Genomic DNA, 4,809 nt, shown 5'->3' with positions numbered 1-4,809 from the left:
GGGCCGCGCCGCCGCCGGGCATGGGCTCGCCGTCGCGCAGGGCCTTGAGCGCCTCTTCCGGCCCCGGCAGGTCGGCGGCGTAGGCGAGGCGGACGATGGCCATTTCGACCGCGTCGGCGGGGTTGGGGGCGCGGCGGACCTCGTCCAGCGCCTTGAGCAGCATCTGCCAGACGCGGGCCAGGGTGCCGGCCGAGATCACGGCGCCCAGCGCCGTCAGCTTCTGGGCTTGGTCGTTGGGCAGGCGGGTGGCCTGGGGGCCGAGCATCTTGGCCACCGAGGCGGCGTGGCAGTGTTCGAGCAGGTCGTTGGTCACCTGCACCGGATCGGCGCCGTAGCCGTAGAGGGTGCGGAACAGCTCCAGCGCCTCGGGCGTGCGGCCGGCCATGATCGATTCGAACAGGGCGATCGTCTGGCTGCGGTCGGCGAGGCCGAGCATGTCGCGCACGACCTCGGTCTTGACCGTCTCGCTCTTGTCGCCCTGGACCAGGGCCTGGTCGAGCAGGGACAGGCCGTCGCGCACCGACCCTTCGGCGGCGCGGGCGATCAGGGCGAGGGCGTCCTGTTCGATCTTCATTCCCTCGCGGTCGGCGATGCGGGCGAGGTGTTCGACGAGGATGTCGGGCTCGACGCGGCGCAGGTCGAAGCGCTGGCAGCGCGACAGGATGGTCACCGGCACCTTGCGGATCTCGGTGGTGGCGAAGATGAATTTGGCGTGCGGCGGCGGTTCTTCCAGCGTCTTCAGCAGGGCGTTGAAGGCCTGGTTCGACAGCATGTGGACTTCGTCGAGGACATAGACCTTGTAGCGCGCCTCGACCGGGGCGTAGCGGACGCTCTCGATGATGTCGCGGATGCCGTCGATGCCGGTGTGGGAGGCGGCGTCCATCTCGACCACGTCCATGTGCTGGCCGGCCATGATGGCGGCGTCGTGCCGGCCGTGGGCGGTCAGCTCCAGCGAGGGCCGGTCGATGACGTCGGTCTCGTTGTTGAGGGCGCGGGCGAGCAGGCGGGCGGTGGTGGTCTTGCCGACGCCGCGGACGCCGGTGAGCATGAAGGCATGGGCGATGCGGCCGGTCGAGAAGGCGTTGGTCAGGGTGCGGACCATGGCCTCCTGGCCGATCAGGTCCCCGAAGGTGAACGGCCGGTATTTGCGGGCCAGGACGGTGTAGGCCGCGCCGTCGTCGACGTGGGCGGCGGGACCGTCGTCGGCCGGCGGGGCGGCTTTTGCGGCGGCCTTGGCGGCGGGTTTCGGCGGAGCCTTTTCGGCGGGCGTGGCGACGGGAGCGGGGGCTTCGGGCGCGGTCGCCGCCTCGGCCTCGCGCATGCCGGCGGGCTCGGGCGCGCCGAACATGTCGTCGGTGTTGGGGTCGCGCTCCTCGACTTCGGGCGCGTCCTCCTCCCACGGAGGGCCTTCGAGACTCGGATCGACGTCGCTCATGGGATGGTCTTAGCGCGGGGCGGGCCGGGGGCGAAGGGGTTGCGGGAAGGGAGTTGTGGGTGGGTCAAACAGCCCCTCCACCGCTTCGCGGTCCCCCTCCCCACTGCGTGGGGAGGAAATGCGCTCAAGCAGCGAGCGACCGCGTCGCGAGCGTTAGCGCACCAAAAGGAGAGAGAGGTGGAGACCGCGACCCGAAGGGGAATTCGTTGTGGCTGCTGCCTTCCGGCCCTGACCAGGTTGGCGAAACCTTCGCCCGCGATCTCCATGGGGAGATATGACGATTCCGGCTCGCCGATGCAAGCGGGGCCTTGCTAGAGAGCAGCCATGCCCCTCACCGCCCTGAACACCTTCGCCGGCAATCCGCTCGATCGGGCGGGCGACCTTCGCAACGACCCCGACTGGCTGGCCGAGCGGGCGGCCGACCCGGAGGCGCTGGCGCTGGTGCTGTGGGAGGGGCGGCCGTTGCTGGAGGCGGAGGGCGAGCCGCGGCTGGCGTGGCTGCCGATGGCGCAGGCGCGGGCGACGGCGCTGGACCGCGAACTATTCCTCGGGATGTGGAAGGGGGCGCCGGTGTTCGCGGTCGAGATCGAGGGCTCCCTCGATCCGACGGCGGGGCCGCTGCGGGGCGTGGGCGTGTTCCACGAGATGCGCGAGGCGGCGATGCTGCTGCCCGGGCCGGACGCGGCCATGGCGGGGACGGCCAAATCGCTGTTCGACTGGCGCCGGCGGCACGGCTTCTGCGCCGCCTGCGGCATCCAGACCGAGGACGCCTGCGGGGGCTGGAAGCGGGTCTGTCCCGCCTGTTCGACCGAGCATTTCCCCCGCGTCGACCCGGTCACCATCATGCTGGCGGTCTACAGGGGCGGCGATGAGCCCCGCTGCCTGCTGGGGCGCCAGGCGAGCTGGCCCGAGGGGCGGATGTCTGCGCTGGCCGGGTTCCTCGAGCCGGGCGAGACCATCGAGGAGGCCTGCGCGCGCGAGATCGAGGAGGAGGCGGGGCTGACGGTGACGGCGGTGCGCTATCACTCCAGCCAGCCGTGGCCGTTTCCGTCGCAGCTGATGATCGGCCTGGTCTGCGAGGTCGATTCGGAGGACGCCGCGCCGGACCAGACCGAACTGGAGGCGGTGGCCTGGCTGACCCGGGACGAGGCGCGGGCGTGTCTGGCGGGGACCCATCCGACGATCAAGGCGCCGCCGAAGATCGCCATCGCGCGGACGCTGCTGCAGGCCTGGGTCGACGGCTTCGAGGTCTAGCGGAAGACGCCGACGCCCCAGTCGCATTCGCCGGCGCAGGTGGCCATCGACACCTCGACCGTGTAGCGGCCGGCCGTCGCGCCCGGGACGGCGGCGATCGGCACGTCGTCGGGTTCATGGTCCCGATCGAGTTCCCGTCCCGAGGCGTCGCGAACGATCAGGTCGACGTCGCTGCAATTCCTGTCACAGGCGCCGATGAAGTAGAGGTCGCCGCCGGCCACCTCGATCCGCACGATTTCCGCCCGGTCCTGGGCCAAGCGGCCGTACACGCGGGCCTCTGACGTCAGACCGATCTCGGTCGTCGCCGCGTCCAGCTGGGCGTTGACGATGGCGTTGGCGCTCGCGTCCTGGGCGGCGGCCGGGCCGACAAGCGTCGCGAGCGCGAACGCGGCGGCGGCGAGGGTCTTCAGCATGGGTGCGCTCCTGTGATTTCCGCCGGATCGTGTCATCGAACGCCGGTTCCGGCAACGCGGGACGTCCGAGTCGCAGCCTGTGGGCGGGGACGCGCCGGCGCAACTGACGGAAGCCGACGACCGCCCGGTCGCCGCCCTCAGATTTTCGCCCGCGCCGCCTCCAGATCCGCCGGGCTGTCGACCGACAGCGGCGCCGCGTCGATGACGGCGGCCCAGATCTGCAGGCCCAGTTCGAGGGCGCGGAGCTGCTCCAGCTTCTCGCGGCGCTCGAGCGGCGAGGGCGGGGCGGCGCAGAAGCGTTCGAGCGCGGCCCGGCGGTAACCGTAGAGGCCGATGTGGCGCCAGACGGGGCCGTCGCCGTACAGGGTCGAGCGGGTGAAATAGAGGGCGCGGCCGTGGCGCTCGCCCTCGGGCAGGGCGAGCACGGCCTTGACCACGTCGGGATTGGCGCGGTCCGAGGCGTCGGCCTCGGGGGCCACCAGGGTGGCGATGTCGCATTCCGGCTCGCCGTGCAGCAGGGCGGCGCAGGCGAGGGCGAGGCCGGGGTCGGCGAACGGCATGTCGCCCTGCAGGTTGATCACGGCGTCGTGGCGGCCGTCGGGATCGAGGGCGTCGAGGGCGGCGCGGATTCGGTCCGAGCCGGACGGCAGGTCCGGATCGGTCAGGACGGCGACGCCGCCGGCGGCCTCGACCGCGGCGACGATCTCCGGGTCGCCCGCGGCGACGGCGACGGGCAGTCCGGACTCCACCGCGCGGCGCCAGGCCCGCACGATCATGGGCTGTCCGCCGATATCCGCCAGCGGCTTGCCGGGCAGGCGGGTCGCGGCCATCCGGGCCGGGATCAGAACGAGAGGGTTCATCGTTGCATTTCCGCCTGCGACGCCCCGACGCCGTTGCGGACGCCGCGGCCAGTTGCGAAGGCCGCGCTAGCGTGTAAGAGACGCGCACGCAAGAATTCGCCCGACCGCCCTCGTGGCCGGGCCTCAGGAACGGGATGCGACGACGCGGATGAGCGGCGATCTTAACGGAAACAAGATTTTGGGCGCCGTGCTGGCGACCGCCTTCGTGATCGTCGGCGTGCAGCAGGTCACGGGCGCGATTTACCACAACGAAGCCCCTGAAAAGATGGGCTATTTCGTCGACGCGCCCGAAGAGGCCGCCGGCGGAGCCGCCGAGGCGGCCGTGCTGCCGCCCGATTGGGGCACGGTGCTGCCGACCGCCGATCTGGGCGCCGGCGAGGCCGCCTTCGCCCGCTGCCAGGCCTGTCACACGGTCAACGCCGGCGGCGCCAACGGCACCGGCCCGAATCTGAACGGCATCGTCGGCGCTTCGGTCCTGCATTCGGCGGGCTTCGCCTATTCGGACGCGATGAAGGCCCACGCCGCCGAGGCCCCGACCTGGACCTACGACGAGCTGGACCAGTTCCTGACCGCGCCGGGCCGCCACGTCCCGGGCACCAAGATGTCGTTCGCCGGCATCCGCGACACCCAGACCCGCGTCAATCTGATCGCCTGGCTGCGTTCGCAGGGCTCGGCCGGCTACGCCGTTCCGGCCCCCGATCCGGCCCGTCAGCCGGGCGCGGCTCCGGCCGAGGGCGCGGCGGAAGCGCCGGAAGGCGCCGCGGTCGAGGCCGGCACGCCGACCAGCGGAACGGGCCCCCAGGTTCCTATCACCGGCGCCGCCGGCCAGTCGACCATCCAGGAGACG

General features: G+C 72.0%; 5 protein-coding genes and 1 other RNA gene. 2 read left to right on the top strand and 4 right to left on the bottom strand.

Going from position 1 to position 4,809, the window contains the following annotated elements; genetic code table 11:
• Positions 1–1,435 (bottom strand): DNA polymerase III subunit gamma/tau (locus tag RDU12_RS12325; RefSeq protein WP_308684857.1); only part of this gene is annotated, 1,435 nt, incomplete at its 3' end.
• A 172-nt stretch (positions 1,436–1,607) separates the two neighbouring features.
• Positions 1,608–1,703: signal recognition particle sRNA small type (gene ffs, locus RDU12_RS12320), an RNA gene on the bottom strand.
• Between the two features lie 56 nt (positions 1,704–1,759).
• On the opposite strand from ffs, the gene nudC reads away from it, so the two are divergent.
• Positions 1,760–2,689, top strand: coding sequence for an NAD(+) diphosphatase (nudC, locus tag RDU12_RS12315; protein ID WP_308684855.1), 930 nt, complete (start codon positions 1,760–1,762; stop codon positions 2,687–2,689).
• Here nudC and RDU12_RS12310 read toward each other — a convergent pair.
• The gene (locus RDU12_RS12310) at positions 2,686–3,102 is read right to left on the bottom strand and encodes a hypothetical protein (protein WP_300293318.1); all 417 of its coding nucleotides are present in this window, start codon (positions 3,100–3,102) and stop codon (positions 2,686–2,688) included. The two genes, nudC and RDU12_RS12310, sit on opposite strands and share 4 nt — an antisense overlap.
• 137 nt (positions 3,103–3,239) lie before the next feature.
• Entirely contained in the window at positions 3,240–3,962 is a 723-nt protein-coding gene (locus RDU12_RS12305; protein ID WP_308684852.1) for a 3-deoxy-manno-octulosonate cytidylyltransferase, read from the bottom strand.
• Between the two features lie 148 nt (positions 3,963–4,110).
• Between RDU12_RS12305 and RDU12_RS12300 the strand changes: the two genes are divergently transcribed.
• The coding region (locus RDU12_RS12300; protein WP_308684851.1) for a cytochrome c family protein at positions 4,111–4,809 on the top strand (699 nt) is incomplete at its 3' end.

The sequence above is a fragment of the Brevundimonas sp. genome (assembly GCF_031082345.1).
GTDB lineage: Bacteria > Pseudomonadota > Alphaproteobacteria > Caulobacterales > Caulobacteraceae > Brevundimonas.
The sequence above is the reverse complement of the archived record's forward strand: the minus strand, read 5'-3'. Positions and strand labels throughout refer to the sequence as shown.

What these genes read in the sequence shown, in the direction of transcription:
- nudC (WP_308684855.1), top strand. Translation starts at nt 1,760, where the DNA reads ATGCCCCTCACCGCCCTGAACACCTTCGCCGGCAATCCGCTCGATCGG.
- RDU12_RS12310 (WP_300293318.1), bottom strand. Translation starts at nt 3,102, where the DNA reads ATGCTGAAGACCCTCGCCGCCGCCGCGTTCGCGCTCGCGACGCTTGTC.
- RDU12_RS12305 (WP_308684852.1), bottom strand. Translation starts at nt 3,962, where the DNA reads ATGAACCCTCTCGTTCTGATCCCGGCCCGGATGGCCGCGACCCGCCTG.